Consider the following 22,564-nt stretch of genomic DNA (forward strand, 5'->3'; position numbering starts at 1 on the left):
GTTTAATCCTTAGATATCACTATATCCTAGGCTTTTTAATGCACGCTCATCATCAGACCAACCGCCTTTGACTTTAACCCAAAGGGTGAGCATGATCTTTTCTTCGAACATTTTTTCCATATCAGCACGTGCATCCATACCAATTTTTTTCAACTTTGATCCTTTTTCACCGATGACAATGGCTTTTTGCCCAGGGCGATCAACAAAAATCGTAGCATCAATATAGGTACAAGCGGGCTTCATACGACCAGTTTTCTCATTTAGAGTCGCTTCTTCTGTTTTAAACGATTCAATTTGAACCGTTAAATCATATGGAAGCTCTTCACCCAGTTGACGCATGATTTTTTCACGAATAATTTCAGAAGCTAAGAAGCGTTCAGAACGATCTGTGAGTTGATCTAGTGCATACAATGGTGGTTGAAACGGTAAGTATTTTTCGATCGTATCTCTAAGATGATCAAGGTTAGCACCACGCAATGCCGATACCGGAACGATCTCAGCAAAATTCATTAATTTAGTACGTTCTTGAATTAGTGGTAATGCCTGATTTTTATTCTCAAATGTGTCCAATTTATTAATGACCAAGATGACAGGCATTTCGGCATTTTTGAGCTTCTCAAGGACTAATTCATCATTTTGAGTCCATTTGTCAGCGTCTACAACAAACAGTACAAGATTTACATCACGTAAGGCTGAATGAGCTGCACGATTCATCATTTTATTGATAGCACGGACTTCTTTCTTATGCATTCCAGGGGTGTCAACAAATACTGCCTGAGATTTCTCACGCGTATCAATACCCACAATCTTGTGTCGAGTTGTTTGAGGCTTACGAGACGTAATCGAAAGCTTCTGACCCAAAATATGGTTCATTAATGTAGATTTACCTACATTCGGACGACCTACAATTGCTACAAAGCCACTTTTGTAGTCTGAGGGAATTGTAGTACCTTGAGAACTAAAAAATTGATTGATTAAATCATTGCCGCTGTCTTGCGACTCGTGATCAGCATCGATGTGATCGGAATGAGTAGTCATGAAGACTTTTGCTCCAAAAATTTTAAAATTTCCGCCGCTACTGCTTGCTCAGCAAAACGACGACTTGAACCCTCACCCATACATTTTGGCAAGCCTTCAACCATACACTCCACTTTAAAATGTTGGTTTGGTGCATCACCCTGAATATCAACAACCTCATACACTGGGAGAGGTTTTTTACGAGCTTGAAGATACTCTTGTAAACGGGACTTAGGGTCTTTCAATTGATCTGTTGGTTCAATATGATCTAAATAAGGTTCATACCATTTCAACACAATTGATTCTAACAACTTTAAATCTTGGCTATCAGTATAAATTGCACCAATAATCGCTTCGACTGTGTCAGCGAGTATCGACTCTCTATGATGACCACCAGATTTTAATTCACCAGTACTGAGTATTAAACTCTGACTAAGTTTCAAATCTGTTGCAATTTTGCCTAACGCTTCTTGTCGAACCAAAGTAGCTCGCATACGCGTCAGACGACCTTCGTTTTCATGTGGATAAGCATGATAAAGGTAATTGGCAATAATCATACCTAACAATGAATCGCCTAGAAACTCTAGGCGTTCATAGTTATGTTTATGGCTAACCGATCGGTGTGTCAATGCAAGTTGAAGTAATTCAATTTTCTTAAACTGATAACCGATGCGACTCAGTAAGCGAGAATCACTTACTTTGAACTGACCTTTGATCAAAACTTTTCTCGAATGTGAGGACTAAATCAATATTAAATAAGAATGGCTTTCTTACTTCATATTTCTTTGTCACTTGTAAACCTTGTTTAGATTTGACAGTCGCAATATCTTTGAACTCAATGTCACGGATATTGTTCATGCTAAATTTCTGCCCCATTGTTGAAGCAAACTGTTGTGGTGTTGTCGCCTTTGAGCTGATTGCAACTTGTTCTTCAATCAATTGATTGATTAGTCGGTCATCCCAATAAGGCTGCCACAATGCTACGAGCACTTTAAGTCCAAATGCCGCAACAATTACCCCTAATAAAATCGCTGTATACGATGCACCACGTTGAGTGTTACGCATTTTTTATTATCCATATATTTGAAGATTACTGAATTTGACCATTACGACTGAATGATGGCAATTTCAAACCAGCTTCTTTATGCATCCATACATAAATTGCTTGTCCTGTTAAATTTGCCTCAGGTACGAATCCCCAGATTCGACTATCAGCACTCTGATCACGGTTGTCACCCATGGCAAAATAATATCCTTTCGGAACAGTTACTTCCCAGCTTTGACCATTTGTTCTCACAAAGCGATCATTCGCAGTGGCAACATAAGGAAGATCTTGTTTGGTTTGTGCATAATTGAAATGCGCAATAATCGGGTTTTGACCTTCCAAATTACGAACCAAATACTTATGATCACCTAAAGTTTCATAATGATAAATTGAATTTGGCGTGTCTGAAACATCTTTTTCACGATTAAATTCAGCCGGTTCCGTTACAACTTTTTCACCATTGATGGTTAATTGATTATTCTCAAAAACGATATGATCACCAGGTAAACCAATAATACGCTTAATATAGCTAATTGATGGGTTTGGTGGATATCTAAATACCGCCACATCACCACGTTCAGGCTCATTGACATTCAAGACTTTGGTGTTGCTAATCGGTAAACGAACACCATATTGATATTTGTTCACCAAGATATAATCACCCGTTTCCAATGCCGGAACCATGGATTCAGAAGGAATATTATAAGGTTCAAAGAAGAATGAACGCAGCACTAACACAACTGCAAGTACAGGCCAAAAATCATATGCCCATGTAATAATGAAATTTTCATTCCCTTTTCCTTTGGTTGCTCTTTGTTTGAGCACCAATTTATCCAGCAACCATAATCCAAAAAAGATTAGGGTTGCAGGTACGAGAATGAGGTTAAAATCAAAATCCATGGGATATTCCTTGTTGTTATCGCTCTACTTTTAAAACAGCTAAGAAAGCTTCTTGTGGGATCTCTACACTACCCACCTGCTTCATACGTTTCTTACCTTCTTTCTGTTTAGCGAGAAGTTTCTTCTTACGTGAAACGTCACCACCATAACATTTTGCCAATACGTTCTTACGCATTGCTTTTACTGTTGAACGCGCGATAATTTGAGCACCAATCGCAGCTTGAATCGCCACATCAAACATTTGACGAGGAATCAAATCTTTCATTTTTTCTACAAGTGCAATACCACGATGACGCGCATCTTGACGGTGACAAATCATTGCCAATGCATCAACTTTTTCACCATTGATCAAGACATCTACTTTTACAAGAGAAGAAGACTCAAAACGGATGAAGTTATAATCTAATGATGCAAAACCACGTGAACATGATTTCAATTTATCAAAGAAATCCATCACGACTTCAGCCATTGGTATCTCAAATGTAATGGCTACTTGGTTTGCCATAAACTTCATATCTTTTTGAACACCACGTCGCTCAACACACAACGTCATTACATTGCCAAGATATTCTTGTGGCACAAGGATATTACATTCTGCGATCGGCTCACGAAGGTCTTCTACAGTAGATCCATCTGGCATTTTTGATGGACTGTCGATATAAACTGTCTCACCACTCTTCATGACAGCTTCGTAAATTACAGTCGGTGCCGATGAAATCAGGTCTAGATCATATTCACGCTCTAAACGCTCTTGAACAATCTCCATGTGCAGCATACCCAAGAAACCGCAACGGAAACCAAATCCTAATGCATCTGAACTTTCAGGTTCAAAGAATAATGCTGAATCGTTAATTTGCAGTTTTTGTAATGCTTCACGGAAAGGTTCAAATTCACTCGAATCAATTGGAAATAAACCAGCATATACCTGTGGTTTAACTTTTTTGAACCCAGGTAAAGTTTCTACTTCCGGCGTTGTAGCAAGTGTAATCGTATCACCAACTGGCGCACCAAAAATATCTTTGATACCAGCAATCACAAAGCCGACTTCACCTGCTTCTAAAATATCAGTTTCTGTATGTTTAGGATTGAAAATACCGACAGAGGTAATGATGTGCGTTTGACCTGTTGATTTCATCAACATTTTATCGCCTTTACGCACACGACCTTGCTTAATACGAACTAAGGATACAACACCTAGATAGTTGTCAAACCATGAGTCAATAATTAAAGCTTGAAGCGGCGCTTCACGGTCACCCGTCGGAGCAGGAATGGTATTCACAAGTGTTTCTAAAACACCTTCGATTCCTAATCCAGTTTTAGCTGAACACGTAGGTGCTTCAGTTGCTTCAATTCCGATAATGTCTTCAATTTCTTGAATAACACGCTCTGGTTCAGCTTGAGGTAAATCAATTTTATTAAGTACTGGAAGAACCTCAAGACCTTGCTCAATAGCTGTATAACAGTTTGCAACTGACTGAGCTTCAACACCCTGAGCTGCGTCAACAACTAAAAGTGCACCTTCACAAGCAGCAAGCGAGCGCGAAACTTCATATGAGAAGTCAACGTGCCCAGGTGTATCAATAAAGTTCAGTTGATATTCTTCGCCATTTGGGTGTGTATAATAAAGCGTCACAGATGCAGCTTTAATGGTAATCCCGCGCTCACGCTCAAGCTCCATTGAGTCTAGAACTTGCGCTTGCATTTCGCGATCTTGCAAACCACCACAGGTCTGAATAAAACGGTCAGCTAAAGTTGACTTCCCGTGATCAATGTGAGCAATGATCGAAAAGTTACGTATATTTTTGATATTTACGGATTTTTTAGCTTGCGCCATGGGTTACCTTGAACAATAAATTGCGCTATGCATGAAATAAAAACTACATAGCAAAAGCTGTTTAACAAATTGCGGACGATTATAGCAGATGGATTTTTCAAAGTATTCATAATAATGAACACCATGTGGTGAAATATTTAATTCGTCCGACTCAAGCAATTCTTTAATTAGCGGGTAAAGAATAATCTTGAGTGAAATCCAAAGGATTTAATACCTCAGAAATAGGCTGATAAGCTTGAGTAAATGTTGGCGATAATCGTTTAGGTCTGCCTGTCGCAATCTCTACACAGGCCCATTTGGTATTTCCCACAAATAATAATGATTGGTCTGAAGGTCTAAAAAAAGCGTACTGACGGAATGAATACATCGCATTCAAATCATTAAGCCAAGTTCTTAAAATAATTTCATCATTTTCAAAACACGCCTTTCTGTAATTCATGTGATGCTCAACTGCAACCATGGCATGTTTGAGTTCTAGATATTGCTCAACCCCTAAACCCAGTTGTTCAATATGTGCTGTTGCAACATCTTGCATCCATTTTACATACACCACATTATTCACATGACCTAAAATATCAATGTCTTGTGCTGTTGCTTTTATTTTAAGGTCAAAGATTGTACTCACTGTATTCCCTTGTATTGCGTATTCATCATCAACATTCGAAAAGAGTTTAATATAATTTTAGGGTTAAATAAAAAAGACCTTGCTATCGCAAGGCCTTTTATTCAATTCATGTTTACATGATTCTTAATCCGATCATGGCATTTCGCCCTTCACGGATGATACCCACTCGTGCAACTGTATTCGTTTTAAGATTAGCCACCGCTTCCACAAAATCTTGTGTTGTACTTACATTCTTACCATTAATCGAGGTGATCACATCACCAGCCATAATACGAGATTGTGCCGCCAAACCTCCGCGTACAACCTCTTGAATGTAGACACCACCTTTAACACCAAGACGTGTTTTTTCAACAGGTGCAAGTTCGCGAATCGCAACACCTAGTGTAGGTCCGCGTTTTTTGGCTTCACTTACATTTTGCGCTTGTGCTGGTGTTTCATCTGGTGCTGATGCAAGTGTTGCTGTAATCGTACGTACACGTTCATCACGCAATATTTCTAACTGAATTTTTTGATTTGGCTGTGTTCTATTTAAGTAATTTAATAGCTCACTCGTTCTTGAAATTGCAGTTCCGTTGTACTTCAAAATAATATCATTTTGCTTTAAGCCAGCGCGCTCTGCTGGGGAATTTGGCGCAATTTCTGTGATTAAAGCACCTTCAGGTTTTGGTAGTTTATAAGCTTCTGCGAGGTTACGATCAATCTCTTGTAAATGAATACCAAGATATGAGCGAGTAACTTTACCATTTTTCTTTAATTGATCCGCCACATCCATGGCTACATCGATTGGAATGGAGAACGACAATCCCATATATCCGCCAGTACCACTGAAAATACGAGAGTTCACACCAATCACTTGACCTTGTTGATTAAACAATGGTCCCCCAGAGTTACCAGGGTTTAATGCGACATCGGTTTGAATAAACGGAACTGATGTTTCACCCAACATATTTCTTGATTTGGCACTGACAATCCCTGCAGATGCCGAGTACTCAAAACCAAACGGTGAGCCAATGGCGAGAACAGGTTCCCCAACTCTTAATTGGTCGATATTCCCCGTTGAAAGTGCTGGGTAGTTCGTACCTTCAACTTTCAGTAATGCCACATCAGTACGTTCATCACTACCAATAACTTTGGCATCAATCTCGCGACGATCATTTAACATGATGGTGATTTGTGAAGCATTTTCTACAACATGATGGTTGGTAATCAGGTAACCATCACGGCTAATAAAAAATGCACTTCCAAAACCCGTTTTCTCTTGAGGAGCTTGGCGCTGCGGAATAATAATTTGGTTGCCGAAGAATCGTTTCAGTAGTTCAGGTACTTGTTGTTGAAGAATTTCTTCTTGTGTCATTTTCTTAACAACATTCACGCTGACGACACCCGGACTTACTCGCTCTACAAGATTTGAAAAGTCAACAGTAGCCGCCGCTTGAGTTTGCACTGCCGCAGTAAAGACTGCAGCAAAAAGTCCTGATGCTATAACGCGATTTTTCATGTTAAGTGAACTCTCATTTATGATTCTTGGATAAAATAATTTTTAGCACAATCAAAATTCTCTGTGCGTAAATAAATGTTTCTATATTAATAGAAAACAATACTTTACTTAAAATATGATTAAAAACTAATAGTTCAAGTGCATAAAAAAAAAATTGATCAATCAAACTCTTGAATTTTGCTTTGAAAAAGAGCCATATTAACGCACTTTTAAAATTCAGTTTGCGAATGGAAATGCCGAAAAATACAAGTACGCATCAATTTGATGTGATTATTGTGGGCAGTGGCGGTGCGGGTTTAAGTCTAGCACTCTCATTACCTGATCATTTTAATATCGCAGTGTTAGCAAAATCTCATTTGAAAGATGCCAGCACGTATTATGCACAAGGCGGCGTTGCAGCTGTTCTTGATGAGGCTGATTCTATTCAACAACATATTGATGACACGCTCATTGCAGGTGCATATCTCTGTGAAAAACAAGCTGTTCAACACACGGTTGAAGGAGGAAAACCCTCTGTTGATTTTTTACTGAAACAAGGCGTTAAATTCACACTAGATGATGAAGATAACTTGCATCTCACACGTGAAGGTGGGCATTCTCAGCGCCGCATTATTCATTCCGCAGATGCAACAGGGAAAGCAATTTCAACCACTTTAGTTGAACGGGCACAAGAAAAAAACAATATTCACATCTTTGAAAATTACATTGCGATTGACCTCATTACAGCGCATAAGCTGGGGCATTTGAATCAGGAAAATCGTGCTTTAGGCTTATATGCTTTAGATGAGCAAACCGAGCAAGTGCATACTTTCTTAGCACCATTTACTGCACTGGCATGTGGCGGTGCCATGAAAGCATATTTATATACCTCTAACCCTGATATCGCTACAGGCGATGGTATTGCAATGGCATATCGTGCTGGATGCCGCGTCGCCAATATGGAATTTAATCAATTCCACCCAACCTGTTTATATCATCCTCAAGCACGTTCCTTCTTAATTACTGAAGCAATGCGTGGTGAAGGCGCTTATCTTCGTTTGCCTGACGGCGAACGCTTCATGCTTCGTTTCGATGAACGTGCAGAGTTAGCACCACGTGATATTGTAGCTCGAGCTATCGACTACGAAATTAAAAGATTGGGTATACGACATGTATGGCTAGATATTACCCACAAAACCCCTGAGTTCATTAAAGAGCACTTCCCCACTTTGTATGCTCGCCTACTCGAGCTGGGTATTGATATTACCAAAGATATGATCCCAGTTGTGCCAGCAGCGCACTACACCTGTGGTGGTGTCGTAGTCGATGAACATAGTCAAACGGACATTCAAGGTCTATATGCGATTGGTGAGACGTCTTATACGGGTTTACACGGCGCCAACCGTATGGCAAGTAACTCACTTTTAGAATGTTTTGTTTATGGCATGAGTGCAGCAAAGCATATTCAAGATCAACATCAAAATATTATAGATCACTATGAAGTTCCTGAATGGGATGCTTCTCAAGTCATGAATCCTGATGAAGACGTTGTCATTTTGCAAAACTGGGATGAGTTACGTCAGACCATGTGGAACTATGTAGGTATTGTACGAACGACCAAACGTTTAGAACGTGCATTACATCGCGTTGAAATGCTGAAACATGAAATCACCGAATATTATCAAGATTATCATGTCAGTAAAAATCTAATTGAGCTTCGTAACCTTGTACTCGTTTCTGAGATGATTATACGTTGTGCGATGCAAAGAAAAGAATCACGCGGATTACATTACACTTTGGACTATCCTGAGCCTTCGCAAGAATTACGAAAAACCGTACTCACCCCACCAAATTTTGAAGTGGAAACACCTTTAGTTGAGGTTTAAGTTCAAAATAAAAAAAGCGAGTTCATACTCGCTTTTTTATGCCCTTTTGGGAGGAATTGAGTAAGTCCCAGTAACGTGAGCTATCGGCTCATCATCCCCAATAGAGTACAAGTAAACCTCTCCGACAACTAGAGTTTTGCCAACTTTCATTAATTTACAAACACCCTTGATGTCACAACCACCTTTCGGTTTTTTAAGAAAGTTTATATTCATATTGGTCGTCACTGTAAGACCTACAATACCAATTTCTCCCAGTATTGCGATATACAATCCATAATCGGCTGCTGTCATCATAGTCGGACCTGAAACTGTCCCTCCAGGTCTTAAATCATTTTCATCAACATGATAAATGACTGTAGCACCACGTGGCTCTACTGACACTATTTCACATTTTTGGAGACTTTGTGGAAATTCGGTTTGTAGGAATTTGAATATTTCTTCTTTATTACTGATCATATTGAGTCTAATCGTTTTTCCATAAACAATGACTCAATATAAATCATATTTGCTTTTTTAATTAGCACTTATGCTCAGCTTTCCATGAACTAATTCGTTCAATTGCATCATTAAATACTTGCTCAGGACTTTGTGTTGCATCAATACGCTTAACACGATTCGGCTCTAACTGATGCAATTCAGCAAATCCTGCACGTACTTTTTCAAAAAAAGCTGCTTTTTCTTGTTCAAACCGATCCAATGCTCCACGCGCTCGTGCTCGTTGCATCCCGAGTTCTGTCGGAGCATCCAACCAAAATGTCAGGTCTGGCATTTTTAGGACAAAGTTTTGGTTTAAAAGCGCTAATTTTTCACGGCTTAATCCACGACCTGTACACTGATACGCGAAACTGCTATCACAAAATCGGTCACATAACACAATCGAACCATTTTCAAGTGCAGGTATTATGACTTGTTGCAAATGTTGCGCTCGAGCTGCGTACATCAATAATAGTTCAGTATCATTACTCATTCTTTCTTCATGATTCACCGTCAGAAGTACGGAACGAATTTGCTCAGCGAGCGGAGTACCACCTGGTTCACGAGTTAGAACAACTTGCTTTGATTGCTCAAGGAAGTAGTCACGAATTTTATGGATCAATGTCGTTTTACCAACACCTTCTGTGCCTTCAAAGCTAATAAACACGTCTATTTTACCCCTTATTTTTTAGATCGAATCACAGTAAGATATTCTTGAACAGCGCGATTATGGTCATCTAGATTGGTACTGAATTTGTGACCTCCATTTCCAGTCGCCACAAAATAAATATAGTCAGAATGATCTGGATGCATTGCCGCTTCGATCGCTTTATCACTTGGTAATGCGATCGGTGTTGGTGGCAATCCGTAAATCGTATATGTGTTATATGGTGTCGGCGTTCTTAAATCTTTACGGGTAATGTTGCCCGTATATTCATCGCCCATACCATAAATTACGGTTGGATCAGTTTGTAAACGCATACCTATTTTTAATCGACGAACGAATACGCCCGAGACTTTATCTAACTCATGATCAACATTGGTTTCTTTCTCAATAATTGATGCCATGATGAGCGCTTCATATTTATTTTTATAAGGCAAATCAGAAGCTCGATTTTCCCAGGCTTTATCTAGTGCCTTCATCTGATGTTGATACAAATCAGTTAAAATTTTACGATCTGTTTCACCCTTCGCAAAAAAATAAGTATTAGGCGCAAATAAACCTTCTGGATGTGAAAATGGAATATTCAATTCCTTTAATATTTCTGCATCACTCAAATGAACCAGCTCTTTCGTCACCAATTCATCATTTTTGAGTGCATTTTTTAACTGCTTAAATGTTGTCCCCTCAATGACCAAAATTCGATTCAGTTGTGCATTTTCAGAATTCGAAATCATGTCTAGAACTTGACGGACACTCATTCCCTCTTTAACTTCATAAACTCCAGCTTTCATGCTGTCATGAATCATCAATCGTTGATAAATCTTTAAAATAATGGGAAATGAAACTTGTTTATTTTGAGCTAAACGATCAATAAATTGTGAGTAAGTATCACCATGATTAATCGCGAGCATTTGCTTTTTACCCTCTACAGGATAATCCTTCCATAGACTTGTAGATAGAATCATGGTTGCAAGCAACATTAGGCCTGCAATAATGAGTAAAAGCGCTTTAGGTTTAAAGGATGTCTTGCTGTTCTTTTTCTTTGTTGATTTCTGAGGAGAGGACATAAGCTTTAAATCTGATTAAGTTGAAGGTGGTGAAAAAGATCAATACACGCTTGTGTATCTAATCGACGATCATCAAGGCAAGAGGCGATTTTCATTGGGTGGAGCGCATTACAATAAAATACACTTTGAATGTGAGGAAGCTCATTCAAATCAATTACTCTTTTTTGGAACGTTATACCATAATGATTCATGCGCTCCAAAATTTCAGCACGCATCACCCCATGAACGCCATTATAACGAAGTTCAGGGCAAATCCACGTATCATTCAATCGTATAAAGCAGTTGCTGCTGATTCCTTCAACAATATAGCCTTGCACATCTGTAACTAAGGCTTCTTGAAAACCCTTCTCATCAGCTTCCTGCTTTAGTAACACTTGTTCTAACCGATTCAGTGATTTAATTCCCACCAATTGTGGCATGGTTAAACCCATCGCTCGCTCAAGTAAACCACTCACAATGACTTCATAGTGATGATCAGTCACTTTCTGCGGATAATAATACAACCAAAGATCTGCTGAATGATGAGGTAAACTGTATCCTCGTTGCCCCTCGCCTCGACTCAGTACAATTTTAATGGTCCCGTTTAATTGATCATACTTTTGCTGTAAATACTGGATAGACTCAGAAATATAGTCAAGATTAGCTTGAAGTGACAATCGCTCAATGGCGGTATTCAATCTTTTTAAATGACGTTCAAATAATTCAATTTTATTATTTCGAATTCTTGCCGTGGTAAAACAGCCATCTCCATAATGGAAGCCTCGATCAAAAATAGATATTGCATCCATTGGCTTGGCATTTTTTAAACAGATCATTTCAAGCAACCTCATTCCGTTCTCATAGTGTAAAAAGTCACTCACAAAATGAATAGCTGTTTTGATCATAACTTTTTCATTTCTTCTTATTTTTTTATTTTAAAAAATTTCCCTATGCTCAAATCATCAAAAAACGACAAACACATAGGAATAATGATGCGTTCTTTTAAAATTGGGGTCATTGCAGCTTTACTTTCAGTCACTTCTGTTTCTACACTCGCAAAAGATTTTTTAAATGTTTCATATGATCCAACTCGCGAACTTTATGACAACTTTAATAAAGAGTTTGGAGCATATTGGAAAAAGCAGACTGGTCAAGATTTGAATTTTAAACAATCTCATGGTGGATCTGGTAAACAAGCGCGTGCGGTAATTGATGGCCTAGATGGAGACGTCGTGACTCTCGCACTCTCAGCAGATATTGATGCGATTGCTGAAAAAACCAATTTATTACCAAAAGACTGGCAGAAAAAATTTCCACAGAACTCTACACCCTATACCTCAACCATCGTGTTTTTAGTCAAAAAAGGCAATCCCAAAGGGATCAAAGACTGGGGAGACTTGATTAAAAATGATGTTGGAATTATTACGCCAAACCCTAAGACATCAGGTGGTGCGCGTTGGAATTACTTAGCAGCATGGGCTTGGGCAAAACACCAACCCGGCGGTAACGATGCTAAAGCACAAGAATTTGTACGAAAAATTTATAAAAATACTAAAGTGCTAGACTCTGGTGCACGTGGTGCAACAACAACTTTTGCAGAGCGTGGCATTGGAGATGTACTCCTGGCTTGGGAGAATGAAGCACATTTAGCTCTTCGTGAACAACCTGGAAAATTTGAAATCATTACACCAACACTTTCCATTCTTGCTGAGCCCCCTGTAGCAATTGTTGAGAAAAATGCGCAAAAAGATGGCAACCTCAATGTAGCAAAAGCCTATTTGAATTATCTGTATTCTCCAGCTGGTCAAACCATTGCTGCCAAAAACTTTTATCGACCACGAAATGCAACGGTACTTTCAAAATATCAATCCGTGTTTAAACCTTTAAAATTAGTCACGATTGATAAAGAGTTTGGAGGTTGGACAAAAGTCCAAAAACAACATTTTGATAATGGCGGGATATTCGATCAAATTGTCAAAGCAAACAGTAATAAATAAATTAAGATTTAAGCTTTAACTTATGGCTTGCCGATCATATTCATGATCGGCATTTTTTTAACAACACACCTAAATCTTTTTTTTTCATATAAAATTCATTTTTAATTATTTTTTATGCATAAAGATTAGATTTATTCTAGCGCCATGTAACAGAATATTTTCTTTTGAGGTTGCCATGCGCTTTTCAGCTAAATTAAAACTTGGGGTTCTCGCAGCTTTTGTTTCGGCTGCTTCGCTTAGCGCTTCCGCTAAAGATTTATTAAACGTCTCTTACGATCCTACTCGTGAACTCTACGTAGAAGTAAATAAAGAATTTGGTGCGTATTGGAAATCTCGGACTGGGCAAAACGTCAACTTTCGTCAGTCACATGGCGGTTCAGGTAAACAAGCGCGTGCAGTCATTGATGGTTTAAATGCAGATGTCGTGACTCTCGCACTTGCAGCTGACATTGATGCGATTGCTGAAAAAACCAATTTATTACCAAAAGATTGGCAGAAAAAATTCCCACATAACTCAACACCCTACACTTCCACAATTGTTTTCCTCGTCAAAAAAGGAAATCCAAAAAATATTAAAGACTGGGGTGATTTAGTAAAACCGGGTGTGGACATTATTACACCAAACCCTAAGACGTCAGGTGGCGCACGTTGGAATTATTTAGCGGCTTGGGCATGGGCCAAACACCAACCAGGTGGAAATGACGCCAAAGCACAACAATTTGTTCAGCAAATTTATAAACAAACTAAGGTCTTAGATTCAGGTGCTCGTGGCTCAACTACAACTTTTGCTGAACGCGGTATTGGCGATGTTTTGCTTGCTTGGGAAAATGAAGCTCATTTAGCACTGCGTGAACAACCAGGTAAATTTGAAATTGTCACGCCAACACTTTCTATACTTGCTGAACCACCTGTAGCGATCGTTGAAAAAAATGCAGAAAAATTAGGCAATAAATATTTGGCGCAAGGTTATTTGAATTTCCTTTACTCACCTAAGGGACAACATATTGCCGCGAAGAATTTCTATCGTCCGCGTAATCAAGCTGTATTAAAACAATATTCATCAACATTTAAGCCATTGAAATTGGTCACAATTGATCAAGAGTTTGGTGGCTGGGCGAAAGTACAAAAAGCTCATTTTGAGAATAATGGTATTTTTGACCAAATTACCGAAGCCAATAACACAAAAAAATAATCAGTGGAGCATGACATGATACATACACTCATTGTACCCGGCGTCGGCGGAAGTGATGAAAATCATTGGCAATCATGGTTGCAACGTCAAGTCATGCCATGCTCACGTGTTCAACAAGATGATTGGAACTTTCCCTTACTTTCAGATTGGATCAATCGTTTTGTAGAAAAAATTTCGCAGATTGATGAACCCGTACAGATTGTTGCACATAGTTTTGGCTGTTTAACGTCAGTCGCTGCTTTGCATCAACACCCAGAAATAGCACAGAAGGTTAAACAACTGGTTTTAGTTGCTCCAGCCAATCCAAGTCGTTTTGGTGAGAATGGTTTTGCTCGTTTGAGTTTGACTGATTATAGTTTTTACTTTCATCAAATTAAGATTAGCGTTCCCACAAAAATGATCATCAGTGAAAATGATCCGTGGTTAGGTTTTGAGGATGCAAAAAAACTAGCAAAATCATGGGGTGTAAAGCCGATTAACTTAGGTCAAGTCGGTCATATTAATGTTGATTCAGGATTTGGACCATTTCCAGAGATCTTCGATTTTTTGATTCATGAAAAGTTGTCGAACTATATCAATAGTATTGATAATGGCAAGTTGTATTACAAATTTGCAATTTAAAGTTCGCCACTTATTCTTGATAAATTTTTCAATTCAATTGCTTATTGATTACGGTAAGCTTTTTCTCTCATTTGAGGAGTAGTCATGTCGCAGCGATCCCGAGTGCTGCCAGGATTTGGTCTATCTCTAGGCTTTACCCTAGCGTATTTATCTTTAATTGTGCTCATACCCTTGTCGGCTGTTTTTATTAAGTCTTTAGGTATTGGCTGGGAAGGTTTATGGGAGATTTTAAGTTCTGAGCGTATCTTAAAATCATTACAACTAAGTTTCAGTGCTGCACTCATTGCTGCCTTCATTAATGTTGTATTTGGCTTATTACTCGCTTGGTGTCTCGTGCGCTATAGTTTCCCTGGTAAAAGAATTGTTGATGCATTAGTTGATTTACCCTTTGCGTTACCAACAGCTGTTGCTGGGATTGCATTAACATCTTTATATGCTCCGACAGGCTGGATTGGTCAATATCTTGAACCCTTAGGAATTAAAGTCGCTTATAGCCCTATTGGGATTACATTAGCCCTGATATTTATTGGCTTACCTTTTGTGGTTCGTACAGTACAACCTGTACTAAGTGACTTAGAGACTGAACTTGAAGAAGCAGCGTCAGCATTGGGTGCAAATCGACTACAAATTGTAACCAAAGTGATTTTACCGATTCTTTTCCCTGCATTAATCACAGGATTTGCTCTCGCATTTGCCCGTGGCGTGGGTGAATATGGTTCGGTCATCTTTATCGCAGGTAACCAACCCTTCGAAACTGAAATTGCGCCATTAATGATTATTTCTCGATTGGAAGAATATGACTATGCAGGTGCAACAACGATCGCCGTTGTCATGCTCCTTATTTCATTCGCTATCTTGTTCTTGATTAACTTGTTACAAGCATGGGCGAGTCGTCGTACAGGGAGAACTGCACAATGAGTTTGAATACAAATAGCAATGCTTTAGCGGAAAAATTGCAATCTCGTGATGCGACGCGTGAACCGACTTGGGTTCGTTATACACTCATTGTCATTGCCATGATTTTCTTCCTCAGTTGCTTAATCCTGCCTTTGATTTTAGTTTTTGTTGAAGCATTCAAACAGGGTATCGGCGTTTATGCGCAAGCTTTAGTTCATCCAGACACGTTGTCGGCTGTAAAGCTCACCTTACTAACAGCTGCAATTGCTGTACCGCTCAACGTAGTATTTGGTGTGGCTGCAGCTTGGTCTGTTGCGAAATTTAATTTCCGTGGAAAATCCATATTGACCACGATTATTGATATGCCTTTCTCAGTATCTCCCGTAATCGCAGGTTTGATGTTGGTATTGATGTTTGGTACGCAAGGTTGGTTCGGTGGATGGCTGATGGATAACGACATTAAGATTCTATATGCCGTTCCAGCAATTGTACTAGCAACCATCTTTATTACAGTTCCTTTTGTGGCGCGTGAGCTCATCCCACTGATGGAAGCGCAAGGTACAGAAGAAGAGGAAGCGGCAATCGTTTTAGGTGCTTCAGGCTGGCAAACTTTTTGGAAAATCACGATTCCAAATATTAAATGGGGCTTGATATACGGGGTTATTCTTTGTAACGCACGTGCAATGGGTGAATTCGGGGCAGTCTCTGTAGTATCGGGTCATATTCGTGGAGAGACCAATACATTGCCACTGCATGTAGAGATTCTCTACAACGAATATACCTTTAGTGCAGCATTTGCTGTTTCATCCCTCTTGGCTTTATTGGCGATTGTGACATTGATTCTTAAAACATGGGTCGAAATTCGCCAAGAGAAATTAAGCAAACGTAATGAAGATTCTACAGTTTAAAGGAAGTATCCGATGAGTATTCAAGTTAAAAATATTGAAAAACACTTTGGTGCTTTCCATGCACTAAACAATATCTCCCTAGATTTTCCTGATGGTCAACTCGTTGCATTGTTAGGACCTTCAGGCTGCGGTAAAACGACTTTACTTCGCATTATTGCTGGTCTTGAATCTGCTGACAGCGGTCAAGTGATCCTTGAAGGTCAAGACTCAACGAATGTTCATGTTCGTGAACGTCAAGTTGGCTTCGTATTCCAACATTATGCTTTATTCCGTCATATGACAGTATTTGACAATATTGCTTTTGGTTTACGTGTTCGTCCACGTTCTACACGCCCCTCAGAATCTGAAATCAAAAAACGGGTTACACGACTACTCGATTTAGTTCAATTAGGATTCTTAGCAGATCGTTATCCAGCACAATTGTCTGGTGGACAGCGTCAACGTATTGCACTTGCACGTGCGCTTGCAGTTGAACCTCGTGTGCTACTTCTGGATGAGCCATTTGGCGCACTTGATGCTAAAGTTCGTAAAGAGTTACGTCGCTGGCTGAGAACTTTACACGATGAACTTCACATCACCTCGATTTTTGTAACTCACGATCAAGAAGAAGCGCTTGAAGTTGCAGATCAAATCATTGTAATGAATAAAGGCAATGTTGAACAAATTGGCTCACCTCGTGAAGTTTATGAAAAACCAGCAACGCCTTTTGTATTTGACTTCTTAGGTCAAGCGAATAAGTTCGAAGGTCATAATCAAGCGGGAATCGTACAGATCGGAAATGATCGCATTCAACTGCCTTTAGCTAAAGATGCGCCTGAAGGTAAAGTGATTGCCTTCATTCGACCAGATGAGTTCCAAATTCATGCTCAACCTACAGATAATGCAATTCAAGCAACGTTCTTACGTGAAGTTTGGATTGCAGGAAAAGTGGTTGCCGAACTTCAAGGTCAATATGGCAATCTCATCGAAATTCTACTCACTCCAGATGAAGCTAAACTGCATCAATTCCGCCCAAATCAATCGGTTTGGTTAACGACTAATACATTGCACTTATTTGCACAAGAAAACGCATAAAAATGTGTAGATGGGGCTTTTATATAGCCCCATCATTTTAAAGGTAACAAAGACTATGAACTTTCAACAATTAAGAATTATTCGAGAAACCGTCAGACAAAATTTTAATTTAACGGAAGCTTCCGCTGCCCTTTACACGTCTCAATCAGGCGTAAGTAAGCATATTAAAGATTTAGAAGATGAATTAGGTGTTCAACTATTTATCCGAAAAGGTAAACGCTTATTAGGGTTAACTGAACCTGGTCAAGCTTTGCTCGGTATTGTGGAGCGCATGCTGGTCGATGCAGACAATATTAAAAGATTAGCCGATGATTTTAATCGTGTAGATGAAGGTACATTAACCATCGCAACCACTCATACTCAAGCGCGATATGTATTACCACCAATCGTAAATTCATTCAAAAAATTATTTCCGAAAGTCCATTTGATTTTGCAACAAGCAAGTCCAACTGAAATCACTGAAATGTTACTTTTAGGCGATGCTGATATTGGTATTGCGACTGAGAATCTGACTACTGAAGAAAACTTAGCAAGTGTTCCTTTTTATAACTGGAAACACAGTATTATTACGCCTCAAGGTCATCCACTTACTCAAATAGCAGCGAGAGAGATTAGCTTAGAACATTTGGCAGAGTATCCGATTATTACCTATCACGGTGGTTTTACGGGACGTTCAAAGATTGATAAAGCCTTTGAAGACTCAGGACTTGATGTTGATTTAGTGATGTCTGCGCTTGATGCTGATGTAATCAAAACTTATGTTGAATTAGGTATGGGTGTCGGGATTGTCAACGATGTTGCCTACGATACAGAACGAGATCATCGCTTAAAACAAATTGATACTGATTTATTCGGGGTGAATACCACTTGGATTGCTGTACGTAAAGGTCATTTGTTACGTGGATATGGTTACGAGTTTATTTCGCTATGTGCACCTAGTGCTGATATCAAAGCGTTAAAGCGTGTGGCTTATCCTGAAGATTAACAAGCTACAAATAATAAAGGCGCCTATAGCGCCTTTATTATTTGCATTAACTTGCATAAAAAAACGAGCCGAAGCTCGTTTTTTTAATTGGATCTTACCAGTGGAAGCTCACACCCACTTTACCAACTGGAAGCCATTCGTATTTGTCATCATTACGGATTTTATCTGCTTCGGCTGCAATAGATTGCTCAATTGTTGGAGCTCCAGCCGCACCAGTCAAATTACCATACGAGGTTAAGTTAACAGATGGATTACCAGTATAGAAGGCACCAACTTCACCAAACACACCGAAGTTTTTGTTGATTTTAGGAGCAAAACCAAAACCTACATATGGAGCAATTTCATTATCATAAGATAATTTACCATTCACACCACCGTTACCAACGTAAGCAACATTGTTAACCTCGATTGAGCCCTGTGCATTTTTATTACGTTTATCTAGATCATATTTTGTATCAACATAACCCACACCCGCTGCCATATATAAGCCTTGAGCCCATGGATTTTCGCTCGCACCCCAAGGACGAATTTCAGCGTTTAAATAAGCTACATTATTATCCATTTCAGCATCATACTTAGTACCGTTGATTGATAAATCATCAGACCAAGAGATATCACCACCGTTGTAACCTAAAGCAAGACCAACGTATGGGTTAGCAGTCCAAAGTAATGCACCACCGTAACCAGTTGTACCAACTTCAGCACGAACACCAGTAGGGATTAATTGATTAGCTTCAAATACATTACCTGTACGTACTACTTGAGTGTCCGCCATAGCGAAGCCTGAAACAGATAATGCTGTTGTAACAGCGAGTAATTTTAACACTTTCATTTTTTTCTCCTCAAAGAAATGAGTTGTTCTTTAATCATTAATGTGTTCGACTCGGAAGCATCTTAATGGAGATTTCAAAGCTGGTTAATATTCAAATTGATGCTTTTTTGTTATTTTTTGATACAATTTTGATTTAGTTGTTGTTTTATAAATAATTTGCACTTAAGTCTTTTATTAACTTTTATTAACATACTTATAAAGAATAGTCATTATTGTCGGACATTTTTTCAGGATTAATTGTAATTTTTATAATCAATTTAGTGTAAAATCTTTGAAATTTTTTTTGGAAGAGAAGATTATGTCTCAGCTTTCGTCAATCATCGAACAAGCGTTTGAAGATCGTGCAAACTTCACAGCTACAGATTGCCCTGCTGAAATTCGCCAAGCAGTCGAGGAAGCAATTGCTGGCTTAGATAATGGTTCATTACGTGTTGCTGAAAAGATTGATGGTGAATGGGTTGTTCATCAATGGTTAAAAAAAGCTGTTCTATTGTCATTCAAACTCAATGATAATAAACCAATCGAATCATGCGATCTCCAATTCTATGACAAAGTAGACACTAAATTTACAGGTTGGACTGAAGAGCAATTTAAAGCAGCTGGTGTACGTGTTGTACCGCCTGCAGTTGCACGCAAAGGTTCTTATCAAGCTAAGAATGTTGTACTTATGCCATCTTATGTCAACATTGGTGCTTATGTTGATGAAGGTACAATGGTTGATACATGGGCGACTGTAGGTTCATGTGCGCAAATTGGTAAAAATGTTCACCTTTCTGGTGGTGTTGGGATTGGCGGTGTACTTGAGCCTCTTCAAGCGAACCCTACGATCATTGAAGACAATTGTTTTATCGGTGCACGTTCTGAAATCGTTGAAGGTGTAATCGTTGAAGAAGGCTCAGTGATTTCAATGGGTGTTTACATTGGTCAATCAACTAAGATTTATGACCGTGAAACAGGTGAAATTCACTACGGTCGTGTTCCAGCAGGTTCAGTGGTAGTTTCTGGTAGCCTTCCTTCTAAATGCGGTAAATACAGCTTGTATGCTGCAATTATCGTGAAAAAAGTCGATGCTCAGACTCGTGCTAAAACAAGTTTGAACGACTTATTACGCGCTGACTAATTTTTTTATACTTTATAGTATTTGGAGTACACTCCACATCTCTACGGTTAGTAATAATCGTAGAGATTTTTCTTTTATATAATCTCTATTTTAGTTTGGTTTTGTCGATATGAGTAATTTACGATCTTCCGCTATTCCTGTTTCTGATCCGTCTGCGGGGTTACGTATTACGGAGATCTTCTATTCATTACAAGGTGAAGCCAACACTTCAGGCTTACCTACAGTGTTTATACGCTTAACAGGTTGTCCGCTGCGTTGTACTTATTGTGATACCACCTATTCTTTTGAAGGTGGTGAACGACACTCTTTAGAGGATATTATCCAGACCACGCTTGATTTTAAGACACCTTATATTTGTGTTACTGGTGGTGAACCATTAGCCCAACCCAATGCGTTACCACTCATGGAGCGTCTAGCAGATTTAGGCTGTGAAGTTTCCCTTGAAACGAGTGGAGCGCTAGATGTTTCAAAAGTGGATCGTAGAGTTTCCAAAGTCCTAGATTTAAAGACACCGACTTCAGGTGAAGACTCACGTAATTTAATGAGTAATTTAGACCATTTAACTCAACATGATCAGATTAAATTTGTCATATGCAATCGTGAAGATTATGAATGGTCTAAACAACAAGTGAATCAATATGAATTGCACAAGCGTGTAAGTACCGTTTGGTTCTCACCTGCGTTTGCTGTTGAAAAAGGTGCTGCAAAGTTACCGCAACTTGCGCGTGATTTAGCACAATGGATCTTAGAGGATCACTTACCAGTTCGTTTCCAGCTTCAATTACATAAGTTGCTCTGGAATGACGAAACAGGTCGTTAAAATGTAACAAATAGCTCAAATTAAAAACAGTACAGCACTTTTTGTGCTGTTTTTTTTAAGAGAAAATGATCTTTTAGTGCGCTGACACTTTAATGGTCGTGCCATTTAAATTAATCCCTTTCATTGAAATATCCCCAATTTTATTATTTATTGATGATGCATCTCCAACGCCTACTCCCCATAACATTGCATTAAAGCCATTTTGATCTCCAAGACGATTTATTTTGAGTTCCAGTCCATCTGTACGTATCGAACCTGCAACATCGAAATCAAGATTATTGATGCCGAAACGCCCTGGTTGAGTATTTTTTAAATTAATAAATTCTATTCCGAATGCGCCACCACCATCATGATCGTGGACTTTGAAGCCCTCTAAACGTAAGCCGTCTTTAAATATTCCATTCAGTTTTAAAAGACTGCCTTGAGGTGCTGAACCGAGCTGAATATTGGTAGAGAGATTGGATACATAAAATTTCATATTATCCATTATTTTAACGGGGTCACTATAGCCTCGTCCTGTTGGACTAACTTGACCCGATTTACCAACCCAAATATCACCGGTATTAATAATAATATCTTCAGGAACAAATACACCTAAATTCAGAAAAGGGCCTGTAGTACTACTCCCTCCTTGAGCATCGATTTTTAAGGTAATACTAATATCTGCCGAACCAGAAGAAAGTGATAATGGATTCTTACTACGTCCATTCGCTGTACCGAAAATTAAGGCACCTGCTTTTGTGTTTCCTTCGTTGTAATCTGGCCCGAATCCACTGTTATCGTGCCAAATCAAATCAGCTTGAATGGGTCCACCTGGTAAAAGGCTAATCGTAATACCATCTTGTGCTGCATATGTTGACAATTCTTGATCTGAAAGCTCCTCAAATGCAAAAGAATTTGTACTGATCAACGCAGCAGTGGTTAAAATTAAAGTATTAATTTGATTCATTTTCATTCCGTAAAAATTATTTTTGTAAGTTTTAATCAAGTGTTTGTTAAATTATATTTAATATTTAAACAAAAACAACAACTGTTTAAACTTTATTCGACTCAAAAGAGAGTTTTATCTCATCTTCTAAAACGAACATTTCGCGTTCTTTATAATGATCTCATTTAGTTTTGTGACTTATGCAGATCTATATATTCAAAA

General features: G+C 38.8%; 23 protein-coding genes. 10 read left to right on the plus strand and 13 right to left on the minus strand.

The genetic code is table 11. The features are described 5' to 3' along the window. Window positions 1-9: 9 nt before the first annotated feature. The 7 genes from era to AC1M9N_RS06560 form a co-directional block, all read right to left on the minus strand. Complete coding sequence (gene era, locus AC1M9N_RS06530) at window positions 10-1,038, minus strand: GTPase Era (RefSeq protein WP_035267178.1); 1,029 nt, start codon at window positions 1,036-1,038, stop codon at window positions 10-12. Beyond that, window positions 1,035-1,736 (minus strand): ribonuclease III, encoded by a 702-nt coding sequence (rnc, locus tag AC1M9N_RS06535; RefSeq protein ID WP_035267179.1) that lies wholly within the window; start codon window positions 1,734-1,736, stop codon window positions 1,035-1,037. The genes era and rnc overlap by 4 nt, the downstream gene beginning before the upstream one ends. Next, entirely contained in the window at window positions 1,708-2,082 is a 375-nt protein-coding gene (locus AC1M9N_RS06540) for a DUF4845 domain-containing protein (protein WP_035267180.1), read from the minus strand. The genes rnc and AC1M9N_RS06540 overlap by 29 nt, the downstream gene beginning before the upstream one ends. Window positions 2,083-2,107: 25 nt before the next feature. After that, the gene (gene lepB / locus AC1M9N_RS06545) at window positions 2,108-2,962 is read right to left on the minus strand and encodes a signal peptidase I (RefSeq protein WP_481608832.1); all 855 of its coding nucleotides are present in this window, start codon (window positions 2,960-2,962) and stop codon (window positions 2,108-2,110) included. Window positions 2,963-2,978: 16 nt separating this feature from the next. Further along, complete coding sequence (lepA, locus tag AC1M9N_RS06550) at window positions 2,979-4,796, minus strand: translation elongation factor 4 (protein ID WP_035267184.1); 1,818 nt, start codon at window positions 4,794-4,796, stop codon at window positions 2,979-2,981. 163 nt (window positions 4,797-4,959) lie between these two features. Further along, complete coding sequence (locus tag AC1M9N_RS06555; RefSeq protein ID WP_481595972.1) at window positions 4,960-5,421, minus strand: acyl-CoA thioesterase; 462 nt, start codon at window positions 5,419-5,421, stop codon at window positions 4,960-4,962. Window positions 5,422-5,533: 112 nt separating this feature from the next. Beyond that, window positions 5,534-6,919, minus strand: a complete 1,386-nt coding sequence (locus tag AC1M9N_RS06560) for a Do family serine endopeptidase (protein WP_481954466.1) — start codon at window positions 6,917-6,919, stop codon at window positions 5,534-5,536. A gap of 227 nt (window positions 6,920-7,146) precedes the next feature. Between AC1M9N_RS06560 and nadB the strand changes: the two genes are divergently transcribed. Continuing rightward, a complete protein-coding gene (gene nadB / locus AC1M9N_RS06565; RefSeq protein ID WP_180028438.1) occupies window positions 7,147-8,784 on the plus strand; it encodes an L-aspartate oxidase in 1,638 nt (545 codons plus the stop codon). Between the two features lie 36 nt (window positions 8,785-8,820). Here the strand turns inward: nadB and AC1M9N_RS06570 are convergent, their stop codons facing one another. From AC1M9N_RS06570 to pabC, 4 genes are all read right to left on the minus strand, one after another. After that, window positions 8,821-9,240 (minus strand): PaaI family thioesterase, encoded by a 420-nt coding sequence (locus AC1M9N_RS06570; RefSeq protein WP_035267192.1) that lies wholly within the window; start codon window positions 9,238-9,240, stop codon window positions 8,821-8,823. A gap of 61 nt (window positions 9,241-9,301) precedes the next feature. Continuing rightward, window positions 9,302-9,925, minus strand: a complete 624-nt coding sequence (tmk, locus tag AC1M9N_RS06575; RefSeq protein ID WP_481954467.1) for a dTMP kinase — start codon at window positions 9,923-9,925, stop codon at window positions 9,302-9,304. A gap of 14 nt (window positions 9,926-9,939) precedes the next feature. Beyond that, window positions 9,940-10,989, minus strand: a complete 1,050-nt coding sequence (mltG, locus tag AC1M9N_RS06580) for an endolytic transglycosylase MltG (RefSeq protein ID WP_481954468.1) — start codon at window positions 10,987-10,989, stop codon at window positions 9,940-9,942. 5 nt (window positions 10,990-10,994) lie between these two features. Further along, complete coding sequence (gene pabC / locus AC1M9N_RS06585) at window positions 10,995-11,804, minus strand: aminodeoxychorismate lyase (RefSeq protein WP_481954505.1); 810 nt, start codon at window positions 11,802-11,804, stop codon at window positions 10,995-10,997. A gap of 153 nt (window positions 11,805-11,957) precedes the next feature. Here pabC and AC1M9N_RS06590 point away from each other — a divergent pair, with 153 nt between their 5' ends. From AC1M9N_RS06590 to AC1M9N_RS06620, 7 genes are all read left to right on the plus strand, one after another. Continuing rightward, window positions 11,958-12,965 (plus strand): sulfate ABC transporter substrate-binding protein, encoded by a 1,008-nt coding sequence (locus AC1M9N_RS06590; protein WP_481954469.1) that lies wholly within the window; start codon window positions 11,958-11,960, stop codon window positions 12,963-12,965. A 175-nt stretch (window positions 12,966-13,140) separates the two neighbouring features. Next, window positions 13,141-14,157 (plus strand): sulfate ABC transporter substrate-binding protein, encoded by a 1,017-nt coding sequence (locus tag AC1M9N_RS06595; RefSeq protein WP_481954470.1) that lies wholly within the window; start codon window positions 13,141-13,143, stop codon window positions 14,155-14,157. A 15-nt stretch (window positions 14,158-14,172) separates the two neighbouring features. Further along, complete coding sequence (locus tag AC1M9N_RS06600) at window positions 14,173-14,778, plus strand: alpha/beta hydrolase (RefSeq protein WP_481952050.1); 606 nt, start codon at window positions 14,173-14,175, stop codon at window positions 14,776-14,778. A gap of 84 nt (window positions 14,779-14,862) precedes the next feature. After that, window positions 14,863-15,696 (plus strand): sulfate ABC transporter permease subunit CysT, encoded by an 834-nt coding sequence (gene cysT / locus AC1M9N_RS06605; RefSeq protein ID WP_035267202.1) that lies wholly within the window; start codon window positions 14,863-14,865, stop codon window positions 15,694-15,696. Further along, window positions 15,693-16,583: a sulfate ABC transporter permease subunit CysW gene (gene cysW / locus AC1M9N_RS06610; protein WP_481589027.1), complete on the plus strand. Its 891-nt coding sequence runs from the start codon at window positions 15,693-15,695 to the stop codon at window positions 16,581-16,583. The genes cysT and cysW overlap by 4 nt, the downstream gene beginning before the upstream one ends. Window positions 16,584-16,595: 12 nt before the next feature. Further along, the gene (locus tag AC1M9N_RS06615) at window positions 16,596-17,657 is read left to right on the plus strand and encodes a sulfate/molybdate ABC transporter ATP-binding protein (protein WP_481613022.1); all 1,062 of its coding nucleotides are present in this window, start codon (window positions 16,596-16,598) and stop codon (window positions 17,655-17,657) included. A gap of 55 nt (window positions 17,658-17,712) precedes the next feature. Next, a complete protein-coding gene (locus AC1M9N_RS06620) occupies window positions 17,713-18,642 on the plus strand; it encodes a CysB family HTH-type transcriptional regulator (protein ID WP_092767071.1) in 930 nt (309 codons plus the stop codon). Between the two features lie 94 nt (window positions 18,643-18,736). Here AC1M9N_RS06620 and carO read toward each other — a convergent pair whose 3' ends face one another. Next, window positions 18,737-19,474, minus strand: a complete 738-nt coding sequence (gene carO, locus AC1M9N_RS06625) for an ornithine uptake porin CarO (protein WP_481589026.1) — start codon at window positions 19,472-19,474, stop codon at window positions 18,737-18,739. 298 nt (window positions 19,475-19,772) lie between these two features. Between carO and dapD the strand changes: the two genes are divergently transcribed. Next, entirely contained in the window at window positions 19,773-20,594 is an 822-nt protein-coding gene (gene dapD, locus AC1M9N_RS06630) for a 2,3,4,5-tetrahydropyridine-2,6-dicarboxylate N-succinyltransferase (RefSeq protein ID WP_179997889.1), read from the plus strand. A gap of 109 nt (window positions 20,595-20,703) precedes the next feature. Beyond that, window positions 20,704-21,414, plus strand: a complete 711-nt coding sequence (gene queE / locus AC1M9N_RS06635; protein WP_481589025.1) for a 7-carboxy-7-deazaguanine synthase QueE — start codon at window positions 20,704-20,706, stop codon at window positions 21,412-21,414. A gap of 73 nt (window positions 21,415-21,487) precedes the next feature. On the opposite strand, the gene filA is transcribed toward queE, so the two are convergent. Further along, window positions 21,488-22,363: a putative pilus system protein FilA gene (gene filA, locus AC1M9N_RS06640; RefSeq protein ID WP_481954471.1), complete on the minus strand. Its 876-nt coding sequence runs from the start codon at window positions 22,361-22,363 to the stop codon at window positions 21,488-21,490. Between the last annotated feature and the right edge of the window lie 201 nt (window positions 22,364-22,564).

This window comes from Acinetobacter sp. ANC_7655 (genome assembly GCF_056784015.1).

What these genes read in the sequence shown, in the direction of transcription:
- era (WP_035267178.1), bottom strand. Translation starts at nt 1,038, where the DNA reads ATGACTACTCATTCCGATCACATCGATGCTGATCACGAGTCGCAAGAC.
- AC1M9N_RS06540 (WP_035267180.1), bottom strand. Translation starts at nt 2,082, where the DNA reads ATGCGTAACACTCAACGTGGTGCATCGTATACAGCGATTTTATTAGGG.
- lepB (WP_481608832.1), bottom strand. Translation starts at nt 2,962, where the DNA reads ATGGATTTTGATTTTAACCTCATTCTCGTACCTGCAACCCTAATCTTT.
- lepA (WP_035267184.1), bottom strand. Translation starts at nt 4,796, where the DNA reads ATGGCGCAAGCTAAAAAATCCGTAAATATCAAAAATATACGTAACTTT.
- AC1M9N_RS06560 (WP_481954466.1), bottom strand. Translation starts at nt 6,919, where the DNA reads ATGAAAAATCGCGTTATAGCATCAGGACTTTTTGCTGCAGTCTTTACT.
- nadB (WP_180028438.1), top strand. Translation starts at nt 7,147, where the DNA reads ATGGAAATGCCGAAAAATACAAGTACGCATCAATTTGATGTGATTATT.
- AC1M9N_RS06570 (WP_035267192.1), bottom strand. Translation starts at nt 9,240, where the DNA reads ATGATCAGTAATAAAGAAGAAATATTCAAATTCCTACAAACCGAATTT.
- mltG (WP_481954468.1), bottom strand. Translation starts at nt 10,989, where the DNA reads ATGTCCTCTCCTCAGAAATCAACAAAGAAAAAGAACAGCAAGACATCC.
- pabC (WP_481954505.1), bottom strand. Translation starts at nt 11,804, where the DNA reads ATGATCTGTTTAAAAAATGCCAAGCCAATGGATGCAATATCTATTTTT.
- AC1M9N_RS06590 (WP_481954469.1), top strand. Translation starts at nt 11,958, where the DNA reads ATGATGCGTTCTTTTAAAATTGGGGTCATTGCAGCTTTACTTTCAGTC.
- AC1M9N_RS06595 (WP_481954470.1), top strand. Translation starts at nt 13,141, where the DNA reads ATGCGCTTTTCAGCTAAATTAAAACTTGGGGTTCTCGCAGCTTTTGTT.
- AC1M9N_RS06600 (WP_481952050.1), top strand. Translation starts at nt 14,173, where the DNA reads ATGATACATACACTCATTGTACCCGGCGTCGGCGGAAGTGATGAAAAT.
- cysT (WP_035267202.1), top strand. Translation starts at nt 14,863, where the DNA reads ATGTCGCAGCGATCCCGAGTGCTGCCAGGATTTGGTCTATCTCTAGGC.
- cysW (WP_481589027.1), top strand. Translation starts at nt 15,693, where the DNA reads ATGAGTTTGAATACAAATAGCAATGCTTTAGCGGAAAAATTGCAATCT.
- AC1M9N_RS06615 (WP_481613022.1), top strand. Translation starts at nt 16,596, where the DNA reads ATGAGTATTCAAGTTAAAAATATTGAAAAACACTTTGGTGCTTTCCAT.
- AC1M9N_RS06620 (WP_092767071.1), top strand. Translation starts at nt 17,713, where the DNA reads ATGAACTTTCAACAATTAAGAATTATTCGAGAAACCGTCAGACAAAAT.
- carO (WP_481589026.1), bottom strand. Translation starts at nt 19,474, where the DNA reads ATGAAAGTGTTAAAATTACTCGCTGTTACAACAGCATTATCTGTTTCA.
- dapD (WP_179997889.1), top strand. Translation starts at nt 19,773, where the DNA reads ATGTCTCAGCTTTCGTCAATCATCGAACAAGCGTTTGAAGATCGTGCA.
- queE (WP_481589025.1), top strand. Translation starts at nt 20,704, where the DNA reads ATGAGTAATTTACGATCTTCCGCTATTCCTGTTTCTGATCCGTCTGCG.
- filA (WP_481954471.1), bottom strand. Translation starts at nt 22,363, where the DNA reads ATGAATCAAATTAATACTTTAATTTTAACCACTGCTGCGTTGATCAGT.